Annotated in this window: 18 protein-coding genes and 1 tRNA gene; 8 read left to right on the forward strand and 11 right to left on the reverse strand. The window is 71.9% G+C overall.

Going from position 1 to position 21,303, the window contains the following annotated elements; translation table 11 throughout:
* Positions 1-7 precede the first annotated feature (7 nt).
* Positions 8-1,957 (reverse strand): Xaa-Pro dipeptidyl-peptidase, encoded by a 1,950-nt coding sequence (locus ACIPTO_RS01080; RefSeq protein ID WP_401188304.1) that lies wholly within the window; start codon positions 1,955-1,957, stop codon positions 8-10.
* 222 nt (positions 1,958-2,179) lie between these two features.
* Between ACIPTO_RS01080 and ACIPTO_RS01085 the strand changes: the two genes are divergently transcribed.
* Positions 2,180-3,667 carry a M1 family metallopeptidase gene (locus ACIPTO_RS01085; RefSeq protein WP_401188307.1) on the forward strand — a complete coding sequence of 496 codons (1,488 nt, stop codon included), beginning with the start codon at positions 2,180-2,182 and terminating at the stop codon, positions 3,665-3,667.
* 77 nt (positions 3,668-3,744) lie between these two features.
* Here ACIPTO_RS01085 and ACIPTO_RS01090 read toward each other — a convergent pair whose 3' ends face one another.
* Together ACIPTO_RS01090 and ACIPTO_RS01095 are read right to left on the reverse strand one after the other, a co-directional pair.
* Positions 3,745-4,656 carry a PfkB family carbohydrate kinase gene (locus ACIPTO_RS01090; RefSeq protein ID WP_401188310.1) on the reverse strand — a complete coding sequence of 304 codons (912 nt, stop codon included), beginning with the start codon at positions 4,654-4,656 and terminating at the stop codon, positions 3,745-3,747.
* A 110-nt stretch (positions 4,657-4,766) separates the two neighbouring features.
* Complete coding sequence (locus ACIPTO_RS01095; protein WP_401188312.1) at positions 4,767-5,246, reverse strand: macro domain-containing protein; 480 nt, start codon at positions 5,244-5,246, stop codon at positions 4,767-4,769.
* Positions 5,247-5,326: 80 nt separating this feature from the next.
* Here ACIPTO_RS01095 and ACIPTO_RS01100 point away from each other — a divergent pair, with 80 nt between their 5' ends.
* Positions 5,327-6,058, forward strand: coding sequence for a MerR family transcriptional regulator (locus ACIPTO_RS01100; RefSeq protein ID WP_366324392.1), 732 nt, complete (start codon positions 5,327-5,329; stop codon positions 6,056-6,058).
* Positions 6,059-6,077: 19 nt separating this feature from the next.
* Here the strand turns inward: ACIPTO_RS01100 and ACIPTO_RS01105 are convergent, their stop codons facing one another.
* From ACIPTO_RS01105 to ACIPTO_RS01115, 3 genes are all read right to left on the reverse strand, one after another.
* Entirely contained in the window at positions 6,078-8,255 is a 2,178-nt protein-coding gene (locus ACIPTO_RS01105; RefSeq protein WP_401188314.1) for a 3-hydroxyacyl-CoA dehydrogenase NAD-binding domain-containing protein, read from the reverse strand.
* 98 nt (positions 8,256-8,353) lie between these two features.
* Positions 8,354-9,568, reverse strand: a complete 1,215-nt coding sequence (locus tag ACIPTO_RS01110; RefSeq protein ID WP_401188316.1) for an acetyl-CoA C-acetyltransferase — start codon at positions 9,566-9,568, stop codon at positions 8,354-8,356.
* Between the two features lie 11 nt (positions 9,569-9,579).
* Positions 9,580-10,767 (reverse strand): CaiB/BaiF CoA transferase family protein, encoded by a 1,188-nt coding sequence (locus tag ACIPTO_RS01115; protein ID WP_401188319.1) that lies wholly within the window; start codon positions 10,765-10,767, stop codon positions 9,580-9,582.
* 303 nt (positions 10,768-11,070) lie between these two features.
* On the opposite strand from ACIPTO_RS01115, the gene ACIPTO_RS01120 reads away from it, so the two are divergent.
* A complete protein-coding gene (locus ACIPTO_RS01120; protein ID WP_366311100.1) occupies positions 11,071-12,249 on the forward strand; it encodes a saccharopine dehydrogenase NADP-binding domain-containing protein in 1,179 nt (392 codons plus the stop codon).
* Between the two features lie 316 nt (positions 12,250-12,565).
* Here ACIPTO_RS01120 and mmpA read toward each other — a convergent pair whose 3' ends face one another.
* From mmpA to ACIPTO_RS01135, 3 genes are all read right to left on the reverse strand, one after another.
* Positions 12,566-12,703 carry a morphogenic membrane protein MmpA gene (gene mmpA / locus ACIPTO_RS01125; RefSeq protein ID WP_366311101.1) on the reverse strand — a complete coding sequence of 46 codons (138 nt, stop codon included), beginning with the start codon at positions 12,701-12,703 and terminating at the stop codon, positions 12,566-12,568.
* A gap of 101 nt (positions 12,704-12,804) precedes the next feature.
* Positions 12,805-13,494, reverse strand: a complete 690-nt coding sequence (locus tag ACIPTO_RS01130; RefSeq protein WP_401188323.1) for an endonuclease V — start codon at positions 13,492-13,494, stop codon at positions 12,805-12,807.
* A 79-nt stretch (positions 13,495-13,573) separates the two neighbouring features.
* Entirely contained in the window at positions 13,574-14,668 is a 1,095-nt protein-coding gene (locus ACIPTO_RS01135; protein WP_401189655.1) for an oxidoreductase, read from the reverse strand.
* 239 nt (positions 14,669-14,907) lie between these two features.
* Between ACIPTO_RS01135 and ACIPTO_RS01140 the strand changes: the two genes are divergently transcribed.
* On the forward strand, positions 14,908-15,324 hold the full coding sequence (locus tag ACIPTO_RS01140; RefSeq protein WP_366311105.1) for an SsgA family sporulation/cell division regulator: 417 nt from the start codon (positions 14,908-14,910) through the stop codon (positions 15,322-15,324).
* 1 nt (position 15,325) lies between these two features.
* Here ACIPTO_RS01140 and ACIPTO_RS01145 read toward each other — a convergent pair whose 3' ends face one another.
* On the reverse strand, positions 15,326-16,171 hold the full coding sequence (locus ACIPTO_RS01145) for an isocitrate lyase/phosphoenolpyruvate mutase family protein (RefSeq protein WP_401188326.1): 846 nt from the start codon (positions 16,169-16,171) through the stop codon (positions 15,326-15,328).
* Between the two features lie 360 nt (positions 16,172-16,531).
* Between ACIPTO_RS01145 and ACIPTO_RS01150 the strand changes: the two genes are divergently transcribed.
* The 4 genes from ACIPTO_RS01150 (at position 16,532) to ACIPTO_RS01165 (ending at position 21,173) form a co-directional block, all read left to right on the forward strand.
* Positions 16,532-18,151: an ABC-F family ATP-binding cassette domain-containing protein gene (locus ACIPTO_RS01150; protein WP_401189656.1), complete on the forward strand. Its 1,620-nt coding sequence runs from the start codon at positions 16,532-16,534 to the stop codon at positions 18,149-18,151.
* Positions 18,152-18,284: 133 nt separating this feature from the next.
* On the forward strand, positions 18,285-19,061 hold the full coding sequence (gene ddaH, locus ACIPTO_RS01155) for a dimethylargininase (RefSeq protein ID WP_366311111.1): 777 nt from the start codon (positions 18,285-18,287) through the stop codon (positions 19,059-19,061).
* A gap of 215 nt (positions 19,062-19,276) precedes the next feature.
* A complete protein-coding gene (locus tag ACIPTO_RS01160) occupies positions 19,277-20,251 on the forward strand; it encodes an acyl-ACP desaturase (protein ID WP_366311113.1) in 975 nt (324 codons plus the stop codon).
* Positions 20,252-20,324: 73 nt separating this feature from the next.
* Entirely contained in the window at positions 20,325-21,173 is an 849-nt protein-coding gene (locus tag ACIPTO_RS01165) for a hypothetical protein (RefSeq protein ID WP_401188330.1), read from the forward strand.
* A 25-nt stretch (positions 21,174-21,198) separates the two neighbouring features.
* Here the strand turns inward: ACIPTO_RS01165 and ACIPTO_RS01170 are convergent.
* Positions 21,199-21,274: transfer RNA gene (locus ACIPTO_RS01170), tRNA-Trp, on the reverse strand.
* Between the last annotated feature and the right edge of the window lie 29 nt (positions 21,275-21,303).

Genomic DNA, 21,303 nt, shown 5'->3' on the forward strand with positions numbered 1-21,303 from the left:
CCGCCGGTCAGTTCCCCGGTACCCGCTGTGCGGATCGCGGTGCTCGTACGCCGTCCAGGGGCGTGGACGCGGGGGCCGCGGAACGGGTGCCCGCCGTGGCCTTCCTGAACGCCGATTCGCCGCCGACGAGCGGGAGTCGGGCCGAGGTTCGGGACAGGGTGAGGGCGAGGGTCGGGGTGGTGGACGGCGGGTCGATGAGGTCCTTGTCCGTGCCCGCGACGATCAGGGCGAGGCGGTGGCCGGCCGGGACGACGTGGTCGGTCGCCGCGAGGTCGAGGGTGATGGTGTACGCCTTGCCCGGGGTCAGCGGTACGCCCTTCGTCGCGGAGGCGTAGTGGCCGAGGTCGGCCCAGCCGCGGCTGACGACGTTGTAGTCGACGGCCTCGGTCTTGGTCTGGGTCGCGAGGAAGCAGGCACTGTCGCCGGCGGTGCTCTCACCCCAGCAAGTGCGGTTCGTGAGCGTGGTGATGCCCTCGGCCGAGTCGGCGTAGTCCCGGATGGTGTCGGGTCCGACGTCCACGAGTACGGCCGAGAGATGGGCCGTCGACGTGGTGGGCGTGGCGGTGACCGTCACCTTCGAGGAGCCCGACAGACGCAGGTCCCCGGTGAGGGGCCCGGTGACGAAACCCGCCTTGTCCGACGTCGGCCGGTCGATCGCGGCGGCCCAGTCGGTCTCGCTCTCCCGCGGGTTGTCGGTGAACGTCTCGGTGCCCGAGCCGGTGCGCAGGCCGAGTGTGCCGACGCCCGGCCGGCTGCCCTGCGCCGGGTGGAGGGTGATCGTGGCGGTGCCGCGCGGCGGCCAGGTCGCCGACGTGACCCACTGGTCGGGGTGGCGTTCGATGTCGGCCATCGGCGCGCGGTCGATCCCGTTGTCGTAGCCGAGGAGTTCGTGGTCGAACCAGCGGTGCAGGGTGTCCACGAAGTCGGCGCGCCGGTAGTCGAAGGGGTCGACGTGGCCGGTCTGGGAGAGCCAGATCTTGCGCTCGACGCCGTTCTTGGCGAGGGCGTCCCACCACTGGCCGAAGTTCTTGGTGCGGACGTTGAGGTCCTGCATGCCGTGCACGAGGAACACGCTCGCCTTGACCTTGCTCGCGTCCTTCACGTAGTCGCGCTCGGTCCACAGCGGGGTCCAGTCGCCCGTGCGCGGGGCGCCGTCGACGAGTTTCCGCTGTACGGCCGCGCAGCCGGCCTGTGCGCCGGGGCTCTCGACGGCGTCGGACAGCCAGTCGGGGCCGGAGTCGTAGAGCGGGGCGCCCTGGGCGAAGTAGTAGTCGTACCAGGAGGAGATGGAGCTGATCGGGACGATCGTCCTCAGGCCCTTGACGCCGGTGGCGGCCACTCCGTTGGCGATGGTGCCGTCCCAGCTCTTGCCGATCATGCCGGTCCTGCCGTTGGTCCAACTCGCTTGTGTGCGCACGGTTCCGGTGCGGGTCGTGTACGCCTTGGCGCGGCCGTTGAGCCAGTCGACGACGGCCTTGGCGGACTGGATGTCGGAGCGTCCGCCGACGTCGACGCAGCCGTCGGAGCGGTTGGTGCCGGCGAGGTCGACGCCGACGAAGGCGTAGCCGCGCGGCACGAAGTAGTTGTCGTAGAACAGCGGCATCTGGACAACGTTGCCGCTCGCGTCGTAGGTCTTCAGCTGGCTCTCGTTGCCGCGTCCGCAGCAGGAGTAGTAGGGGCTGGCGTCCATGATGACGGGGACTTTCCGGCCCTGGCGGGCGGGTTCGCTCGGCCGGACGATGTCGACGGCGACCCGGTCGGTCTTCCCGTCGCCGTCGCCGTCGAGTCCGGTGTCCACCCAGACGGCCTCGCGGACCGCGTTCGCGTAGGAGTAGACGGGCCGGCTCTCCTGCGGGGCGCTCTGGGCCGTCGCCGGGGTGAGGAAGGCGGCCAGGAGGGCGGCGATCGCCGCGGTCGCGAGCGATCTCCAGATCGTGAAGCTCGTGCGTTTCGGCATGCGCGGACGGTACATCGGCCAACTCCCGTGCAGGAAGAGGCACTCGGGGTCGTGACGGCCGAATGGCGATCGTGTGACAGGTGGGGCCGTGGACAGGCGCGGGGGCACAGGGAGTGAATAGCCTCCGGACAGACTCGGTGGACCGAAACCTACGGCACTTCGACCTTCGTGGCCCCCCATGGCTCCTCATCTCGTACCGGAGCCCTACGACTTGGAGTTCTCGTGCACCGCAGAATCATCGCGCCGGGCGCCCTCGCGGCGGCCTCCCTCATGCTGGCGATCCCGGCATCGGCGGCAAGCTACTCCCCCGGCGCTCCGGGCATCGGCGACCCCTACTACCCGTTCTACGGCAACGGCGGATACGACGTCTCGCACTACGATCTGCGGCTCCGGTACCAGCCCGCCACCGACGAGTTGACGGGTACGGCGACGATCCTCGCGAAGACCACGCAGGACCTGTCGCGGTTCGATCTGGACTTCCTCCTCGACGTCAGCGAGGTCCGGGTCAACGGCGCCGGGGCGACCTTCGCGACCTCGGGCCAGCACGAGCTGGAGATCACCCCGAGGATCCCGCTGCCCAAGGACACACCGATCACGGTCGTCGTCCGCTACAGCGGGGTGCCGTCCACGAAGAGCGCGTACGGCTTCACCACCTGGCACCGCACGCCGGACGGCGCGGTGGCGGCGGACGAGCCCGAGTCGGCGTGGTGGTGGTTCCCGAGCAACGACCACCCCAGCGACAAGGCCACCTACGACGTGTCGGTGGCGGTGCCGGACGGCACCCAGGCGATCTCCAACGGCACGCTCCAGTCGACGAGTTCACAGCTCGGCTGGACCCGCTACAACTGGCGGCAGAACAAGCCGCAGGCGACCTACCTGGCCACGCTGGCCCTCGGCAGGTTCGACATCACGACCAGCACCTCGGACGGCGGTGTGCCCGTCATCAACGCCTACAGCAAGGACCTCGGCGACAACGACGGGTCCGCGCGGGCGAGTGTCGAGCGGACCGGAGAGATCGTCGACTGGCTGAGCGGCTACTTCGGGCCGTATCCGTTCAGCACCGCCGGCGGGTACGTGCCCAACACGACCACCGGGTACGCGCTGGAGACCCAGACCCGCGTCTACTACAGCCCGAAGCAGTTCGCGAACGGCGCCAACACCTCGGTCGTCGTGCACGAGTTGGCCCATCAGTGGTACGGCGACGACGTGTCGCTGAAGGGCTGGAAGGACATCTGGATCAACGAGGGGTTCGCCCGGTACGCGCAGTGGCTGTGGTCCGAGCACGAGGGCGAGGGGACGGCGCAGCAGCTCGCCGACTACGTGTACGCCTCGCATCCGGCGGACGACCCGTTCTGGACGATCGCGCCGGGCGACCCCGGTCCGGACGACCAGTTCGAACTGCCCGTCTACGACCGGGGGGCGCTGGCCATCCAGGCACTGCGCAACGAGGTCGGTGACGACGCGTTCTTCGCCATTCTGAAGGGGTGGCCCACGGAGCACGCCTACAGCAACGCGTCCGTGGCGGACTTCCGGGCCTACGCCGAGCAGGTCTCCGGCAAGTCGCTCGCCGCGCTCTTCGACACCTGGCTGTTCCAGCCGTCCAAGCCCGCGGCTCCGGCGGCCCGGAGCGCGGCCGTCGCGCAGACCTCCGGGGTTCCGGTGCAGCCCAGGTCGTGGAAGAAGATCGCGGCGACGAACGACGTGCACTGACCGTCCGCGTGGTGCAGTGATGCAGTGGTGCGGGAACCGCGGGCCGATCATGGCTGGTCTCGCGGTTCCCCGCGCCCCTAGACGGCACCGCCCCCGGCCCGTGACAGGAGTTCGCCGCGGGTGATCGGGGCCGTCTCCGTGGACGGCACCGTGCACGCATGGGCCCCCGCGACCGCGCCGTACAGGGCGGCGCGTTGCGGGGTCTCGCGGTTGAGCCAGCCGTAGAGGAAGGCCGCGGCGAAGGCGTCTCCCGCGCCGTTCGAGTCGAGGGGCCGGGAGGGCGGGGTGACGGGTGGGACGCGGGTCAGCTCGTCGTCGGCGAGGAGGTAGGCGCCCTCCGCTCCGGCGGTGGCGACGACCAGGTCGGCGCGGCCGTGTTCGGCGATGGCTCGCATGGTGCGCTCGGGGCTGCCGGACAGGGCGGCGGTGGAGAGGAAGACGATGTCCGCCGCGTGCGCGAACTCCTCCTGGTAGGGGTCCTTGCCGTCCCAGTTGTGCAGGTCCGTCGAGATCGTCAGGCCGGACGCGCGCAGCAGCGGGAGGGCGTGGGCGCAGGGCTGGGTGATGGAGACGTGGGCGTGCCGGCTTCGCGTGGCGAGGGCGCGGACCGTGGGTTCCGGGAGGCGGTCGTCGGGGTGGGTGCGGGTCGCGTCGTAGAGGGAGAGGCGTCGGCCGTCGGGGCCCACGAGGTTGACCGCGCGCTTGGTGCCGGCCGGCTGCGGGACGTCGGTGAGCGGGATGGCGTGGTCGCGGTGCAGCGCGCGGACCAGGTCGCCCTCGGGGTCGGCGCCCAGCATGTCCAGGTGGTGCGTGCGCAGGCCGAGCGCGCCGAGGCCCAGGGCCACGAAGTCGCCGGTCTGTCCGGCGCGGGTGCGGATGCCGGGGTCGATCATGTAGCTGTCGGCGTACGGGAGCGGTAGCTGGGGGACGTGGACGATGGTGTCCACTCCGGCGCCGCCGAGGACGAGGACGTCGATGTCGCGGCTCATGGCTCTCCCTCTCGGATACGGGCAGCGAGTCAAGCAGTCACCGGCGGCGCGGTGCAAGCACTTGCAGAAAACCCCGCAAGTCCCGTCCCGCGCACGCCGGTTCGGGCCCGTCAGTCCCCGTGGTCGTACACGGTCACCGCGATCCCCCGGTCCACCAGTCTCTCGGTGACCAGCGGTTCGACGCGTGACCATCTGCCGCCCGCGAGCCCGCACCCGATGCGGGGCATGTGGACGGACGCGTCGAGTCCGGCGGCCCGCTCGGCGAGGTCCGTCAGCGCGGTGCCGATCGCCTCGTAACGCACGGGGACGCCCTTGCTGCCTGTGCGCGTCCCGTGCTGGCCGATCATGTTGGCCACCCACACGTGGCGCTCGACCCGGACGAGCTGGACCGCGCCCAGGCCGAAGTCGTTGGAAGCGCGGTCCCGGTGCCACGCCCGGTACGCCCTCTCCGGCTCCGGCCAGCGGCGAGACAGGGCCAGCACGAAGCCCTTGCCCCAGCCGCCGATGTCGTTGCAGACATGCGCGATCACCTTGACGCCCTTGACCGACGGAACGGTCGCGTCACCCCGGACATAGTTGATCTCCCCCATGCCGACCACCGTAGACGGCGGCACTGACAACGGCCCCGGCGTGGTTTCACAGTGGTGGTGAGACAGCGATACTGCTGCACATGACGACCGACACCGGGGAGCCGACGCTCACGATCGACGAACTGGCCGCGCGGGCGGGTACCACGGTCCGCACGGTCCGGTTCTACGGCACCAAGGGGCTGCTCCCGCCGCCGGTGATCGGAGCGCGGCGGGTCGGGCACTACGGGCAGGAGCACCTGTCGCGGCTCGCGCTGATCGAGGAGTTGCAGCAGCAGGGCATGACCCTCGCCGCGATCGAGCGCTACGTGGCACAGCTGCCGCCGGATCTCAGCGCGCACGACCTCGCGATCCACCGCGCGGTGGTCGCGTCGTGGGCGCCGGAGGGCACGGAGACGCTGGACCGGCGGGAGCTGGAGCGGCGGGCGGGGCGGACGCTGGGCGAGGAGGACGTGGAGCGGCTCGTCGCGATGGGCGTGGTCGAGGCCGGGGCGGAGGGCGAGGCCGACGGGGCCTCGTACCGTGTCGACTCGGGGCTGCTGCGGCTCGGTGTGCAGCTGCTCGACGTACCGGTCTCCCAGGAGGCGATCCTCGCGTCCCGGAACGTGCTCATCGAGCATTCCCGGGCGGCGGCCCGCGCGTTGTCCGAGGTGTTGCGCGGGGAGGTCTCCCAACGGGCCGCGCAGGACGTGAGATCGCTGTCCGCGCACATGCAACCCCTGGTCGTGCAGGCTCTTCTGACGACCTTTCAGCGGTCGCTGCGCGAGGAGCTCCGCGAGTGGCTCAAGGAGTCGCCGGAGGACCGGGACGGCTGAGCCACTCGCGGCACGTGCCTCAGCGCGCGTCGCTGAAGCCCTCCCCCTTCTCCGCCTTCTCCACCAGCAGCGCGGGCGGCGTGAACCGCTCCCCGTAGCGCTCGGCGAGCGCACGCGCGCGTGCCACGAAGCCGGGCAGGCCGCCCTCGTAGCCGTTGATGTACTGGAGGACACCGCCGGTCCAGCCGGGGAAGCCGATGCCGAAGACGGAGCCGATGTTGGCGTCCGCGACGGACGTCAGCACGCCCTCCTCCAGGAGCCTGACCGTGTCGAGCGCCTCGGAGAACAGCATGCGTTCCTGCATGTCCTGGAAGGGGATCTCCGCGCCGTCACGGGTGAAGTGCTCGCGCAGGCCCGGCCACAGCCCGGCACGCCGTCCGTTCTCGTCGTAGTCGTAGAAGCCCGCGCCGCCGCTGCGTCCGGGGCGGCCGAACTCGTCGACCATGCGGTCGATGACGGCCTCGGCGGGGTGGCCGGGCCAGGTGCCGCCCGCCTCCTCGACGGCCCGCCGGGACTCGTTGCGGATCTTGCGCGGGAGCGTGAGTGTCAGCTCGTCCATCAGGGACAGGACCTTGGCCGGGTAGCCGGCCTGGGCGGCGGCCTGCTCGATCGACGCGGGCTCGATGCCCTCGCCGACCATCGCGACGCCTTCGTTGATGAACTGGCCGATCACCCGTGAGGTGAAGAAGCCGCGCGAGTCGTTGACGACGATCGGGGTCTTCTTGATCTGGCGGACCAGGTCGAAGGCGCGCGCGAGCGCCTCGTCGCCGGTGCGCCCGCCCTTGATGATCTCGACCAGGGGCATCTTGTCGACCGGCGAGAAGAAGTGCAGCCCGATGAAGTCGCCCTGCCGCTCGACGCCTTCGGCGAGGGCGGTGATCGGGAGGGTGGAGGTGTTGGAGCAGAGCAGCGCGTCGGGCTCGACGATGTGCTGGATCTCCTGGAACACCTTGTGCTTGAGCGAGGTGTCCTCGAAGACGGCCTCGATCACCGCGTCGCAGCCCGCGAGGTCCTGCGGGTCGGCGGTGGGCGTGATGCGGGCGAGCAGCGCGTCCGCCTTCTCCTGTGTCGTACGGCCGCGGGAGACGGCCTTGGCGCAGAGCTTCTCGGAGTACGCCTTCCCCTTGGCCGCCGCCTCCGGGGTGACGTCCTTCAGGACGACGTCGATGCCCGCGCGGGCGCACGCGTACGCGATGCCGGCGCCCATCATCCCGGCGCCCAGGACGGCGGCCCTGCGGACCGGGCGCGAGGGGACGCCCTGGGGGCGGTTGGCGCCGGAGTTGACGGCCTGGAGGTCGAAGAAGAACGCCTGGATCATGTTCTTCGAGGTCTGGCCGACGGCCAGTTCGACGAAGTAGCGGGTCTCGATGACCTGGGCGGTCTCGAAGTCGACCTGGGCGCCCTCGACGGCGGCGGCGAGGATGTTGCGCGGTGCCGGGTAGGGCGCGCCGCCCGTCTGCTTGCGCAGGCTGGCCGGGAAGGCGGGCAGGTTGGCAGCGAACTTCGGGTGGGCGGGGGTGCCGCCCGGGATGCGGTGGCCGGGCGTGTCCCAGGGCTGCCGCGACTCGGGGTTGGCGTCGATGAAGGCGCGGGCCTTGGCGATCAACTCGTCCGGGGTGGCGGCCACTTCGTGGACGAGGCCGTTCTCCTGGGCGCGCCGCGGGCTGTACTGGGTGCCCTGGAGGAGCACCTTCAGCAGGGCGTCGGCGATGCCCAGCAGCCGTACGGTGCGGACGACTCCGCCGCCTCCGGGGAGGAGGCCGAGGGTGACCTCGGGGCAGCCGATCTTGGAGCCGGGCGCGTCGAGGGCGACGCGGTGGTGGCAGGCGAGGGCGATTTCGAAACCGCCGCCCAGGGCAGCGCCGTTCATCGCGGCGACGACGGGCTTGCCGAGGGTCTCGATGCGGCGCAGGTTCCGCTTGACGGCGAGGCCGCCGTCGAAGAACTCCTGGGCGGTGTCCGGGGTGACACGGATCAGGTCGCGCAGGTCGCCGCCGGCGAAGAAGGTCTTCTTGGCGGAGGTGACGATGATGCCGCGGATGGAGTCGCGCTCGGCCTCCAGGCGGTCGGCGATCGCCGTGAGGGAGTCGCGGAAGGCCGCGTTCATGGTGTTCGCGGACTGGTTCGGGTCGTCGAGGACGAGGGTGACGACGCCGGTGTCGTCCTGTTCCCAGCGGATGGTGGTGCTCTCGGTCATGAGGGGTTCTCCGTAGAAGTCTCTGATGGCCGCGCGGGCCTCGGGTGGCCCGGAGCTGCTCCGGTGTCCACGGGAGGGCTCCGGTGGCCGCCGGGGTCTCAGATGCGCTCGACGATCGTCGCGATGCCCATGCCGCCGCCGACGCACAGCGTGGCGAGGCCGTAGCGCTTGTCCTGGCGCTCCAGTTCGTCGACGAGCGTGCCGAGGATGATCGCTCCGGTGGCGCCGAGCGGGTGGCCGAGCGCGATGGCGCCGCCGTTGACGTTGACCTTGTCCAGGGACAGGCCCATGTCCCGTACGAAGCGCAGGACGACCGCGGCGAAGGCCTCGTTGATCTCGACGAGGTCGATGTCGTCGATGGTCAGCCCGGCCTTGGCGAGGGCCTTGCGGGTGGCGGGCGCTGGTCCGGTGAGCATGATGGTCGGCTCGGAGCCGGAGACGGCCGCGGAGACGATCCGCGCGCGCGGGGTGAGGCCGTGGCGGTCGCCGGCCTCCTTCGAGCCGATGGCGACGAGGGAGGCGCCGTCGACGATGCCGGAGGAGTTGCCCGCGTGGTGGACGTGGTCGATCCTCTCGACCCAGTGGTACTTCTGCAGGGCCACGGCGTCGAAGCCGCCTAGTTCGCCGATGTCCGCGAAGGACGGCTTCAGCCCGGCGAGGGAGTCGGCGGTGGTGCCGGGGCGCGGGTGCTCGTCCCGGTCGAGGACGACGAGGCCGCTGCGGTCGAGGACCGGGACGACGGACCGGTCGAAGCGGCCCTCCTTCCAGGCGGTGGCCGCGCGCTCCTGCGAGAGGGCCGCGTACTCGTCCACGTCGCGCCGGGAGAACCCCTCGATCGTGGCGATCAGGTCGGCACCGATGCCCTGGGGCACGAAGTTGACGGCGAGGTTCGTCATCGGGTCGTTGAACCAGGCCCCGCCGTCCGAGGCCATCGGCACCCGGGACATCGACTCGACGCCACCGGCGAGGACGAGGTCCTCCCAGCCCGAACGCACCTTGGCGGCGGCCATGTTGACGGCTTCGAGACCCGAGGCACAGAAGCGGTTCTCCTGGACGCCGGCCACCGTGTCCGGCAGTCCGGCGGCGATGGCCGCGGTCCGCGCGATGTCGGAGCCCTGGTCCCCGACAGGGCTGACGACCCCGAGGACGATGTCGTCGATCGCGGCCGGGTCCAGGTCGGGGAAGCGGCCCTGGAGTTCGTGGATGAGTCCGACGACCAGGTCGATGGGCTTCGTGCCGTGCAGGGATCCGTTCGCCTTGCCGCGCCCGCGCGGGGTGCGGATCGCGTCGTAGACATACGCTTCGGTGCTCACTGACAAGCCTTTCAATGAGGGTTTTCGACGGCTCGGTGAAGATCTTCTGCGGCTCGACGGGAGTCTTCCGCGGCGTCGACGAGTCCGGGCACGTCCCAGTCGCGGGCCACGCCGGAGGTGTCGGCGCCCGGCTGGGCGGGTCCGCCGCGCACCGCGGTGGGCGTGGCGGAGAACCGGGGCGCGGGGGCGGGCTGGGTGATCCCGCCGTGCTCGGTGAATGTGCCGCGTGCGGCGAGGTGCGGATGGTGCGGGGCCTCGCGCAGCGACAGCACGGGCGCCACGCAGGCGTCCGTGCCCGCGAAGACGTCCGTCCACTCGTCTCGCGTACGGCTGCGGAAGCGGGCCGCGACCGCCTCGCGCAGTTCGCCCCAGCGGGTCCAGTCCCGGCGGGCGTCGGCGAGGTCGGCGAGGCCGAGGAGGTCGACGAACCGGTCGTAGAACTGCGGCTCCAGGGCGCCGACCGCCATGTGCCCGCCGTCGGCGGTCTCGTAGGTGCCGTAGTACGGGCAGCCGCCGTCGAGGAGGTTGGCCCCGCGCCGGTCCTGCCAGCTGCTGGCCGCGAGCATGCCGTGGATCATCGCGGAGAGGTGGGCGGTGCCGTCGACGATGGCCGCGTCGACGATCTGGCCGGTGCCGGTCGCGCGCGCGTGGTGCAGGGCGGCGAGGACGCCGACGACGAGGTACAGGGCGCCGCCCGCGTAGTCGCCCAGCAGGTTGGCGGGGGCGGGCGGGGGCTCTCCGGGGCTGCCGATCATGCCGAGGGTGCCGGTGAGCGCGATGTACGCGATGTCGTGCCCGGCGCGCCGGGCGAGGGGGCCGTCCTGGCCCCAGCCGGTCATCCGGCCGTAGACGAGCCGGGGGTTGCGGGCGAGGCAGGGGTCGGGGCCGACGCCGAGGCGTTCGGTGACGCCCGGGCGGTTGCCCTCGATGAGGATGTCGGCGCGTTGCACGAGGTCGAGCACGCGCGCGGGGCCTTCGGGTGACTTCAGGTCGACGAGGACCGAGCGCTTGTTCCGGTTGGTGATGTCGTACTCGGGAGCCACGCCGAGTGCGGGGCCGCCGGGCCGGTCGACGCGGACGACGTCGGCGCCCAGGTCGGCGAGGAGCATGCCCGCGAAGGGGCCGGGGCCGATCCCGGCCAGTTCGACGACGCGCACGCCGGAGAGCGGGCCGTGCCCGGGCGTCGTTGCCGCTGTCATCCAGCCCCCAGCTGTGACACAACCGATGTAACACCGATGATGCTAAAGAACGCGTTCCGCTCGGCACAAGACCTGGGCGAGCAAGCGCTTAGCCACCGTACCCGCCGTCACCCGCGACCGCCGGTGCCGACGCCGGCGGCCACCCGCCGGGCAGCCCGCGGGCGAACTCGCGTGTTTTCGCCCGCTTCTCCAAGGCGTTCCTGCGCACGGCCACCTCATACCTCCGGGCTCGTCGTCGAACTCCGCGCCCTTCACGCTAGCCTCAGCCACCGACAGCGGCACGAGCTGCGGGACAGGAGTGTCATGAGCAGGCTGAACAGGACGGACCGTCCCTACGACATCGTGCTCTTCGGAGCCACGGGCTTCGTCGGCGCGCTCACCGCGGAGTACCTCGCCGCGCACGCGCCCGAGGGCCTGCGCTGGGCGATCGCCGGCCGGGACGAGCTGAAACTGAAGCGGCTGCGCGAACGGCTGCCCCGGGGCACGGCCGCGGGCGTCCTGCGCGCCGACGTCTCCGACCCGTCCTCGCTGCGCGAACTCGCCGAGCACGCGCGCGTGGTGGCCACGACGGTCGGCCCCTACGTGACCTACGGCGAGGACCTCGTCGCCGCCTGCGCGGACACCGGCACCGACTATCTCGACCTCAGCGGCGAGCCGGAGTTCGTCGACCTGACCTACGTCCGCCACGACGCACGCGCGCGGGAGACCGGGGCACGGCTGGTGCACTGCGCGGGCTTCGACTCGATCCCGCACGACCTGGGCGCGTACTTCACGGTCCAGCAGCTTCCGGAAGGGGTGCCCCTGACGGTGGACGGCTTCGTGACCGCCGACGCGATGTTCTCCGGCGGCACGTTCGGCAGCGCCCTGAACCAGTTCGCGCGCGGCCGGCACCTGCTGGCCGCGGCCCGGGAGCGGCGCCGCCACGAACCGCGCCTGGTGGGCCGCCGGGCCGAAGCGCCCATGGGGGCACCGCGGTTCGCCGGGGAGATCGGCTCCTGGGCGGTCCCCCTGCCGACCATCGACCCGCAGATCGTCCAGCGGTCCGCGAAGGCCCTGGACCGCTACGGCCCCGACTTCCGCTACCGCCACTACGCGGCCGCACGGCACCTCCCGATGGCGCTCGGCGGGGTCACGGCGGCCGGTGCCCTGTTCACCGCGGCCCAACTCCCGCCCGCCCGGCGCTGGTTGTCCGGCCGGCTGAAGCCCGGCGACGGACCGAGCCCCGAGAAGCGCGCCAAGAGCTGGTTCTCCGTGAAGTTCGTCGGCGAGGGCGGCGGCCGACGGGTCTTCACCGAGGTCGCGGGCGGCGACCCCGGCTACGACGAGACGGCCAAGATGTTCGCCGAGTCGGCCCTCTCCCTCGCCCTCGACGAACTCCCGCCCACCGCGGGCCAGGTGACGACAGCGGCGGCCATGGGCAACACCCTGATCGAACGGCTCCGCGCCGCCGGCATCACGTTCCGGGTGGCCGCGACCCGGTGAGACTGCCGGCCGCCCGCGCCTGACCGCGCGACGCGGCATCGACTGGACGCCGTTCACCCGGCGGGAGTTGCGCCGGACCCCGTACTGGCCCCTCCCGCAAGGGAGTTCGGACTGGTCTCCGGCATGGGATATGCTGGATCATGAGCCGGTCGCCGGAACATCCGGAGTCGGGTCGCGCGTCGGTGGTCCAAGGAAAGACGCCTCGCTTCCCGCGGGGAAATGCAGGTGCAAGGCCTGCCCGGCGCTCAAGTCCGAGCCTCACACCCTTCGTTGCGGTGTGGGGCTCGTGTGTTTCCCTAGGCCGCGCACCCCGGCTTCACGGCCACAGCGTGTAGATCATGCCGCCGATCCAGGCGAAGCCCGCCGCCACCGACAGGACGAGCGCGATGGTCACGGCGCGCTCGACGGGCTGGCTCGGGTGGGCAACGGGCTTCGGGGAACGGTGAGTTGTCATGCGGACAGCCTGTCGGCCACGCGGCTGTCGTCGCATCCGTACAGGTACTCAGATCGCGCCAGGTACTCGGATCACGTACGCGGAGACCCGCTCCCGGAGGCTCACGCGGTCGCCTCCCGCAGCGCCCGCCGGCACAGCGCGTCCGCCCTGCGGGTCGTCTCCGGGAGGCGGTACTCCGGAGTGAGCGCGAGGGTGTGGGCGCAGGCGTTGTCCAGGGTCACCCGGTGGCCGACCGAGACGAACACCGGCTTCACACCGTCCCGGGTGCGCAGGACCCGGCCCACCTCCCCGGCGTCCGCGCGGAGCGGCGACGAGGAGCCGCGCGCGCTGCCGGGATCGTCGTAGGTGAAGGTGAAGGGGTTCTTGGCGACGCCGATCGTGGGCAGGCCGGTGAGGACGCCGAGGTGGCTGGCGAGGCCGAAGCGGCGGGGGTGGGCGAGACCGTAGCCGTCGCACACGACCAGGCCCGGCGGGCAGGGCAGCGCCTCCAGGGCGGCCAGCACCGTGGGGATCTCGCGGAAGGCCAACAGCCCCGGTACATAAGGGAAGGAGACCCGGCCCACCGCTGTGGCCTCGGCGACGACGGCGAGGCCGGCCGCGTCCAGCACGACGGCCGCGGCCACCACCACGTCCCGCTCGTCGTCGTAGGCGACGTCGACTCCCGTGACGTGTCCGGTGCCCGGCGGCGGCCCGGGTTCGTCCGTCACCACCCGCTCCCGCAACTCGTCCTGCACGGCGCGGGCCTGTTCCTCGGTCGCGGGCCAGCCCGCGGGGATGTCTACGGTCGTCATGGTGGTGCCGAGCGTACGGGGAGCCCGGGGACGGGATGCTCGGGCGGGGTCCGTGGTGACCCCGCCCGGTCCCCGCTCCTCAGTTCTCCAGCCGCGCCACGCGGCCGAGTTCCCCCGCCGCCCAGCAGCCCCGGTCGGGCGCGCAGTCCACGGTGTCGTACGAGCCGGTGTCGACGGTCCTCCAGGTGCGGCCCGCGCCGGTCGTGAGGTCCGTCCCCGTGGGGCCGACCGCGAGGGCCGTGGTGCGGCTGCGGGGCAGCCAGGCGACGCCGGAGCGGTAGGCGGGCGGCGGGGTCGTGGCGGGACGCCAGGTGCGGCCCCCGTCGCCGGTGACGGCCGCCGCCCGCGGGGACGGCGCGCCCGCGGTGAAGTCGCCGCCGACCGCGAGGCCGTGCGTACGGTCGCGGAAGGCGAGGGCGAACACCCCGCGCGCGGGGTCACCGGCCGGGATCGGCGTGTCGGACGCCGTCCAGGTGTGGCCGCGGTCCGCGGAGTGCAGGACACGCGCGCGTGCGCCCCCGCCGGTGGCCAGCCACACGTCCCGGGGCCCCGAGCTCACCAGGCACTGCCCGCTCGCCGCGAAGCCCGCCTCGCCGTCGAGCGCGGCCGGCATCCCGGTGGTGGGCAGCACCGTCCAGGAGCGTCCGCCGTCGCCGGTGGACAGGATGCGGAACCTGCCGTCCACCGGGTCGCTCATCGCGAGGCCGTGGCGGCTGTCGAAGAAGGTCATGCAGTCGTAGAAGGCGTTCGCGTCGGTGTTGCGGAAGGACTCCGTCCAGGTCGCTCCGGCGTCGTCGGTGCGGTAGACGCGGGACGTCTCGCCCTCGCCGATCGCCAGGACGACCGCGTGCCGCGCGTCGAAGGCCTCGACGTCACGGAACTGGAGGTCGGCGGTGCCGGGCGGCGAGACGTTCCGCCAGCTCGCCCCGCCGTCGGTGGTGCGCAGCACGGTGCCCGCCGTGCCGGCCACCCACGCGGTGTTCCGGCTGACCGCCGAGAGCCCCCGGAACCGCACGCCGGCGGCCCCGCTGTCCTTCGGCTCCCAGTGCGGAGCCCGGTGCGCCGTGTCCCGCGCCTGCGCCGGTACGGCGGTCAGCGCGGCCAGTGCCGCCCCGCACGCCATGGCCACCGCCATGCCCCGGTACGTACGTCCCGTCCGTCGCGTCATCCCCATGCGCCTCATGGCGGGCGAAGCTAGCCCACTCCCCGGGGGCCGTCCAGCTGCCCGCGTCCGCCTTGGGCGTGTATGGGCGGCGGTGACAGAGGTCACTCGAAATTCATGTGCACGGATCGGCCCGTTCCGGCGTCTCTTCCAGTGCGGACCAATCCACTCCGGGGTCCGTTCCGGAATCTTTTCGGGAGACCGTCCGGCCGTCACCGCAGCAGCACCGCGTCACACAAGGGAGCAAGGCGTTGTCCATCGTCATCGAGCAGCCCGTAGAGGCCCGTCTCGTCGCCGCAGCACCACGGATGCCGAGCATCCCCGCCACCTTGCACTACGACCGGCGGGACCCGTTCGCCGTCCGGATGACCTTCCCGGCGCCGGCCACCCTGGAGGGCGTCGAGGTCTGCTGGACCTTCGCCAGGGAACTCCTCGCGGCCGGCCTGCACCGCCCCGAGGGCCAGGGCGACGTCCGGGTGCGGCCCTACGGCTTCGACCGCACCGTCCTGGAGTTCCACGCCCCGGAGGGCACCGCCGTCGTGCACATCCACTCGTCGGAGGTGCGCCGCTTCCTCCAGGCCACCGGCGAGCTGGTGCCCGCCGGTCTCGAACACCTCCAGCTCGACCTGGACCACGACCTCGCCGAGCTGATGCGGGACGCCTGCTGAGCTAACGCCCCTGCTCCAGCAGCGAGTTCAGCTCGCCGTAGCCGAGTCCTCCGGTCTGCTCGCCGTAGGTTCCCGTGTCCAGCAGCTCCCGCGCGGCACGGCGCACCACGGCGTACGCGGCCAGCGCGACGCTGGAGCCCGCGCTCACGCGCGCGACGCCCAGCGCGGCCAGTTCGGCGACCGGCGGCGCTCCCGGGCCGACGAGCACGTTGAGCGGTGCGTCGATCCCGTCGGCGAGTTCCTTGACCGTTCCCGGTTCGACGGTCCCGGGGACGAAGATCCCGTCGGCTCCCGCGGCCCGGAACGCGGCGGCCCGCTCCAGGGTCGCGTCCACTCCCCCGGCGCCCCGCAGAAACGTGTCGATGCGCGCGTTGACGAACAGCGGCACTCCCTCCGCGTCGGCGGCCTCGCGGGCGGCGGCGATGCGCTCGGCCTGCTCGGCGACGGGCCGCAGGGCGCCCACGGCGTCGGCATCGCTCCCGTAGAGCGCGTCCTCGATGTTCACGCCCACCGCGCCCGCGGCGAGCACCGCGCGGACCGTGTCGGCGACACCCGCCGGGTCCTCGGCGAAGCCGCTCTCGATGTCGGCGCTCAGCGGTACGGCGACGCTCGCGGCGATCCGGGCGACCGCCGCCACGGCCCGCTCCCGGCCCAGCAGGTCGCCGTCCGGGACGCCGAGCGCCCAGGCGACGCCCGCGCTGGTGGTCGCCACGGCCGCCGCGCCCGTGTCCTCGACGATGCGGGCGCTCGCGGCGTCCCACGCGTTCGGCAGGACGAGCGGACGTCCCGGCACATGCAGCGCGCGGAAGGCGAGGGCGCGGTCGCGGAGGGTGTTCTGGTTCGTCATACGGCCCACTCAAGCAGCCTCCGGCACCCTCGGGCTGGCAGGAATGCGACATCGACGTGGCGGGGCGCGCGCTGCCGCGCGGAGGGGCGGGGGCGCCCGTTTAATGCGTTGACAGGCTTCCGGAGGCGTCCGTAGCGTTGGCGTCGGTTCTGTTGCCGTCGATAGGAGTAGGACGTTGCTCGTCTGAGGTTCTGAGACACCGCGTCACACACCCCTGAGGTGTGTCCGTCGTGTACGACCTCGGCGTACGAGCCGTCCTCCGGAACAGGGCCTTTCCCTCTGCCCCCGGGACCTCTCTCCCGCCTCGCGGTGTCTCGCTACGCGTCCGCCACCGACCGCATCAAGCACCGCGAGGCCCTCATGCATACCTCCGTCACCTGTACCTCCCTCTCCTTCGCGTGGCCCGACGGCACCTCTGTCTTCGAGGACCTGGACGTCGCCTTCGGTCCCGGCCGAACGGGACTGGTCGGCGTCAACGGGTCCGGCAAGTCGACCCTGTTGAAACTGATTGCCCGTCAACTCGTCCCGGCCGAAGGCACCTTGCGGATCGCGGGCGAGGTCGGACACCTCCCGCAGAGCGTCACCCTCGACACCGCCCTGCGCGTCGACGAGACCCTCGGCATCGCCGCACGGCGCGCCGCGCTGCACGCCATCGAGGCCGGCGACGCCTCCGAGGAGCACTTCGAGACCCTCGGCGACGACTGGGACGTGGAGGAGAGGGCGCTCGCCACCCTCGGTGAACTCGGCCTCGGGCACATCGACCTGGACCGCACCATCGGCGAGGTGTCGGGCGGCGAGTCGGTCCTGCTGCGGCTGGCCGCGCTGCTGCTCGACAGGCCGGACGTCCTGCTGCTCGACGAGCCGACGAACAACCTCGACCTGTACGCGCGCAAGCGGCTGTACGCGGCCGTCGCGTCCTGGCCGGGCGTGATGATCGTGGTGAGCCACGACCGTGAACTCCTCGACCTGGTCGACCAGATCGCCGATCTGCGGGCCGGGGAGATCACCTGGTACGGCGGGAACTTCTCCGCCTACGAGGAGGCCCTCAGTACCGAACAGGACGCCGCCGAGCGGATGGTGCGCGTCGCCGAGGCGGACTTCCGCAAGCAGAAGCGCGAACTGTCCGACGCCCAGGTCAAGTTGGCCCGGCGCCGAAAGTACGGACAGAAGATGTTCGAGCAGAAGCGCGAGCCGAAGATCGTCATGGGGGCGCGCAGGCGGGCCGCCCAGGAGTCCGCGGGCAAGCACCGCATCCTGCACGAGGAGCGGCTCGCCGACGCGAAGGAGCGGCTCGACGAGGCGGTGGAGGCCGTACGGGACGACGACGAGATCCGCGTCGACCTGCCGTACACCGCCGTGCCGCCGGGCCGGCAGGTCCTCACCCTCATGGACCTCGAACTCGCCCACGGCGCGCGGGCGGGCGGTCTCGATCTGCGCGGGCCGGAGCGGATCGCGCTCATCGGGCGCAACGGCGCGGGCAAGACGACGTTGCTGCGCACGATCGCCGGTGAGCTGGAGCCGGTGGCGGGCGAGGCGGTGGCCCATGTGCCGCTGCGCTTCCTGCCGCAGCGGCTCGACGTCCTCGACGACGGGCTGAGCGTGGCGGAGAACGTGGCCCGCTTCGCGCCGGGTGCCACCAACAACCGGGTCAGGGCGCGGCTGGCCCGCTTCCTGTTCCGGGGCGCCCGCGCCGACCAGCAGGCGGCGACCCTGTCCGGCGGCGAGCGCTTCCGGGCCGCGCTGGCCGCGCTGATGCTCGCGGAGCCCGCCCCGCAGCTGCTGATGCTGGACGAGCCGACGAACAACCTCGACATGGCGAGCGTGCGGCAGCTGACCTCGGCGCTGGAGTCGTACGAGGGGGCGTTGGTCGTGGCCAGTCACGATCTGCCGTTCCTGGAGTCGATCGGGATCACCCGCTGGCTGCTGCTGGACGGGGAGCTGCGGACGATCACACCGGAGGAGGTGGCGGACCCGGCCTGAGGTCCCGGGCGCATCTCAGGAGGGCCACATCCTCACGGCAGGGGTTTTGTCGGCACGGACGGGTGACGCATGATGGCCAACCGGTGCCGCGACAACGGCACCGAAACGATCCCGCCGATACGGAGTCCCGCTCGTGCCCAGCAAGAAGGCGCTCGTCCGCCGCCCCAGCCCGCGCCTGGCCGAAGGCCTGGTCACGCACATCGAGCGGGAGAAGGTCGACGTCGAGCAGGCCCTTGAGCAGTGGGAGGCGTACACGCACGCGCTGCGGGTGCACGGCTGGGAGACCGTCGAGGTGGACCCGGCCGACGACTGCCCCGACTCCGTGTTCGTCGAGGACGCGGTGGTCATGTACAGGAACGTGGCGCTGATCGCCCGGCCCGGCGCCGAGTCCCGGCGCGAGGAGACCGGCGGGGTCGAGGAGGCGGTGGCCCGGCTCGGCTGCTCGGTGAACTGGGTCTGGGAGCCGGGCACCCTGGAGGGCGGTGACGTCCTCAAGGTCGACGACACGATCTACGTCGGCCGGGGCGGGCGGACGAACGCGGCCGGCGTGCAGCAGCTGCGGGCCGTGTTCGAGCCGCTCGGGGCACGGGTGGTCAGCGTGCCCGTGAGCAAGGTGCTGCACCTGAAGTCGGCGGTCACCGCGCTGCCCGACGGCACGGTGCTGGGACACATCCCGAAGGTGGACCGGCCCTCGCTCTTCCCGCGTTTCCTGTCGGTGCCCGAGGAGGCCGGCGCCCATGTGGTGCTGCTCGGCGGCGACAAGCTGCTGATGGCGGCGAGCGCGCCCAAGACGGCCGATCTGCTGAGCGATCTCGGCCACGAGCCGGTCGTGGTGGACATCAGCGAGTTCGAGAAACTCGAAGGATGTGTGACGTGCCTCTCGGTTCGGCTCCGGGACCTGTACGCCTGACCGGGTGATCGAACCGCCCGTTCGGCGCCGGGACCTGGACTCCTGCGGTGGCCCGGGATTCCCCGGAGAGGCGACCTGAACAGCGATCTTTACAGCACCCTTAACCTACGGTCTCGTAACCTACGGTTTCGTAGCCTACGATTCCGTAAGTTCTGCAACCACCGGCCCCGCTCGCCGGTTTGTTCGGTTGTGCACCGCGTCCCCCTGGAGTCCCCGTGACGATCACTTCCCCGCACCTCGGCAGCCCCGCAGTCTGGACCGACGCCAAGCTGCTGTACGCGTTGGAAGAAGTCGTCGAGACCGAACTCAACCGGCATCTCAAGGTCACCAAGGACTGGATGCCGCACGAGTACGTCCCGTGGAGCGACGCCCGTAACTTCCCCGGCTTCTTCGAGGACGGCGAGGCCTGGGGCAAGGAGCAGTCCAAGGTCACCGAGATCGGCCGCATCGCCCTCGTGGTGAACCTCCTCACCGAGGACAACCTCCCCAGCTACCACCACGAGATCGCCTCCCTCTTCGGCCGCGACGGCGCCTGGGGCACCTGGGTGCACCGCTGGACGGCGGAGGAGGGCCGGCACGGCATCGTCATGCGGGACTACCTGCTCGCCTCCCGCGCGGTCGACCCGGACAAGCTGGAAGCCTTCCGCATGCAGCACATGAGCGAGGGCTTCGAGTCGGACAACCGGCACTCGATGCTGCACTCCGTGGCCTACGTCGCCTTCCAGGAGCTGGCCACCCGCGTCTCGCACCGCAACACCGGCCACCAGTCGGGCGACCCGGTCTGCGACCGCATGCTGGCGCGCATCGCGACCGACGAGAACCTGCACATGGTCTTCTACCGCAACCTCCTGAAGGCCGCGTTCGAGCTGGCCCCCGACCTCACGATGCAGGCCGTGCGCGACGTCCTCGTCAACTTCCGGATGCCCGGCCACGGCATGCCCGGCTTCGAGCGCTTCGCCGCGCAGATGGCCATCGGCGAGGTCTACAACCTGCGCATCCACCACGACGACGTCATCCAGCCCGTTCTGCGCTTCCTGAAGGTCATGGACGTCGACGGTCTCGGCCCCGAGGGCCGCCAGGCGCAGGAGGAGATCGCCCTCTACATGGGCGGCCTGGACTCCGAGGCCGCCAGGTTCGACGAGAAGCTGGCGATCCGCAAGGCCCGCATGGCGGCCCGCGCGAGCGCCTGACCCGTCCCGGCCTCCCGCACCGGCGACCGAATCACCGGTGCGGGACACGGCCGGCCTGCGGCATCATGCCGCCATGCATGACAACAGCGCGTCGGGGGCGGCGGTCGGCTTCCTGCTCGGCCTGATCGACAGCGGGGACGCCGCGCGGATACGGCGCCGGATCGGCCTCCCGGAGCCGGATCCCGAGCGGACTCCCGAGGCACGGCGCAACGTCGAGATGTGGTCCTGGACGAGGACTCCCGTGCCGGCCTCCGTGCTGCTGTGGGTTCTGGAGGAGGACGATCCGGACCTGAACCTCGGTGTCTGGCGCCATGTGTCGGCGGACAACGCGATGCGCCGGGCCATCCTGCGAGGCGTGCCGTTCGGCCCCGGCCGCGAGGGGCCGTTGACCGTGGTCGACGGCCTCGGCAGCGAACCGGAACCGCCGGTCCCCGAGAACTACACCCGCTTCGGCCTGGTCGGTGCCCTGCGCGAGGGCACCTCCATGCAGTCCGCGCGGACGGCCGCGACGATGGTCCTGGAGCGCTCCGACTGGCAGGCCGTCCTGGAGGCGGACGGGGACCGCCCGCTGCCCGGTTACGCGCGCTGGGCGCTGTCCGTCCGCCCGGACTGCCCACCCGCGCTGCGCGCGCGGTTCGGCACCCACCGCAAGTTCACCCGCCGCGTGGAGGAGGCCGGCGTGCTGGACGGCCCCGCCGACTACGCGACCGCCTGGGGCCCCGCCGCACAGGTCCTGAAGGTGCTGTCCACCGGTCGGCTGCTGTTCCCCGCGCGCGTGTCCGAGGCCGAGGACGCCCTGCGCCCGCTCGTGCGCGAGCACTTGGCCGGCCACGAGGACGCCTGGTCGGTGCTGGCGCAGCTGATCAACACGTTCCACGGGAACACGGTGGAGCTGGTGGTGACGGCGGGCGCGGTCGCCTGAGCCGGGCCGGGCGACCGGCAGGGGGGGCGGGGCGGCTGGATTCGAACCAGCGTGTCCCGGTTCTGGAGACCAGTGCGCCTGCCTCTGCGCTACGGCCCCGCCCTTGAGGCGAGCGTAATGCCTTGGCCCG

It is taken from the genome of Streptomyces sp. NPDC090083, from assembly GCF_044747445.1.
In the GTDB taxonomy this organism is placed as follows: Bacteria; Actinomycetota; Actinomycetes; order Streptomycetales; family Streptomycetaceae; genus Streptomyces.